Below are 1,660 nucleotides of genomic sequence, written 5' to 3' on the forward strand. Positions count from 1 at the left end.
CGCAGCGCTGCAGGCAAATCCAGCGGCCGGGGCATGCGCCCCTGGCGGGCCATGGTGAGCAGGGCCGCGCTGGCAAAGGGATCGAAAGCGGTGTCGGGCATAGGGGTTTGTCTTTCAAGAAGCGGGGCGGTGGCCACGACGGCCATCGCCGAATTATGGACAGCCGGCCAGAACAGCCACCACGCGCAACCGGGTTGCAGACCGCGCAACGCTGCAGGCACGGCACCTTCATATGCATATACGTCGGTGCACATGATGACTTTCCGACAATGGGGTATTCCCACCCGCACACCTCACCCCGAAGGACTCTCATGCGCACCTTTTTCTCCCACCGCTGGCTCCCTGCCGCCGCGCTCGCCTGCGCCTCCTGGCTCGCCGCCACCGGCGTCCACGCGGCCACTGCCGCCGCATGGCCTCAGCAACCGGTCACCCTGATCCTGGGCTTTCCGGCAGGCTCGGGGGTCGATGTGATCGCCCGCGCCGTTCAGGAGCCCCTGGCCCAGCGCCTGGGCCAGCCGGTCATCATCGACTACAAGTCCGGCGCGGCCGGCAACATCGCCAGCGAATACGTGGCCCGGGCCAAGCCCGATGGCTACACGCTCGCCTTTGGCACGGCCGCCACGCATGGCAGCAACGCAGCGCTCTACAAGAAGCTTCCGTTCGATGTGGAAGACGACTTCGTGCCCGTGGCGCCGCTGATCGATGTCTCCAACGTGCTGACCGTCAACCCCGCGGTCATCGACGTGAAGACGCTCAAGGAGTTCGTGGACCTGGTCAAGGCCAACCCCGGAAAATACAACTTTGCCTCCACCGGCAACGGCGCCGGCACCCACATGGCCTTCGCCGAATTCAATGCCCGCCTGGGCCTGAACATGGTGCACGTACCCTACAAGGGGGGCCCCGAAGCCATCTCGTCCGTGCTGCGCGGTGAGACCTGCTGCATCATGAACCAGGTGCAGACGGTGCTGCCGCACTACAAGGCCGACAAGGTGCGCCTGCTGGGCGTCACCACCGCCAAGCCTGTGAACGCGGTCAAGGAGGTGCCCACCATTGCCGCGAGCGGCGTGCCGGGCACCAAGGGTTTCGACAGCTCCATCTGGTTCGGCATCTTCGCGCCCAAGGGCACGGATGCCGCCATCGTCAAGAAGCTCAATGCCGCCGTGCGTGAAGTGCTGGAACTGCCCGAGGTGCGCGCGCGCTTCGAGGCGAACGGCAACACGGTGCGCATCGAAACGCCCGAGCAGTTTCGCCACACGGTGCACACCGACCGCGCCAAGTGGGCCCAGGTGGTGAAGGACGCGAAAATCAGCATCGACTGACCCGCCGCTGAACAGCCTTCAGGACACGAGAAACTCCATGCAACCGAACGACAAACTCAACAACGGGCCGGCAGGCACAGCGGGGCTGGCTGCGCTGGAGCAACGCCTGCGCGACGACCTGTCCATGCTGGGCTGGCCCCCGCGCAGCTGGGTGCCGCCGCACACCCATGCAGGCCAAGCGGTGGTGGATGTGCTCATCCTCGGCGCGGGCCAGGCGGGGCCTGGCGGCCTCTGCCGCGCTGGCCCAACAGGGCATTCGCGCAGTGCTGCTCGACCGCGCGCCGCGCGACCATGAAGGCCCCTGGGCCACCACGGCGCGCATGGAAACCCTGCGTTCACCC

General features: G+C 66.7%; 1 protein-coding gene and 1 pseudogene. Both read left to right on the plus strand.

The features are described from left to right. The first annotated feature begins 311 nt into the window (after positions 1 to 311). Positions 312 to 1,319: a Bug family tripartite tricarboxylate transporter substrate binding protein gene (locus ACDELDRAFT_RS22255; RefSeq protein ID WP_005801029.1), complete on the plus strand. Its 1,008-nt coding sequence runs from the start codon at positions 312 to 314 to the stop codon at positions 1,317 to 1,319. Positions 1,320 to 1,356: 37 nt separating this feature from the next. Next, a pseudogene (locus ACDELDRAFT_RS22260) lies at positions 1,357 to 1,660 on the plus strand (FAD-dependent monooxygenase); the annotation flags it as partial.

It is taken from the genome of Acidovorax delafieldii 2AN (assembly GCF_000175235.1).
GTDB lineage: Bacteria > Pseudomonadota > Gammaproteobacteria > Burkholderiales > Burkholderiaceae_C > Acidovorax > Acidovorax delafieldii_B.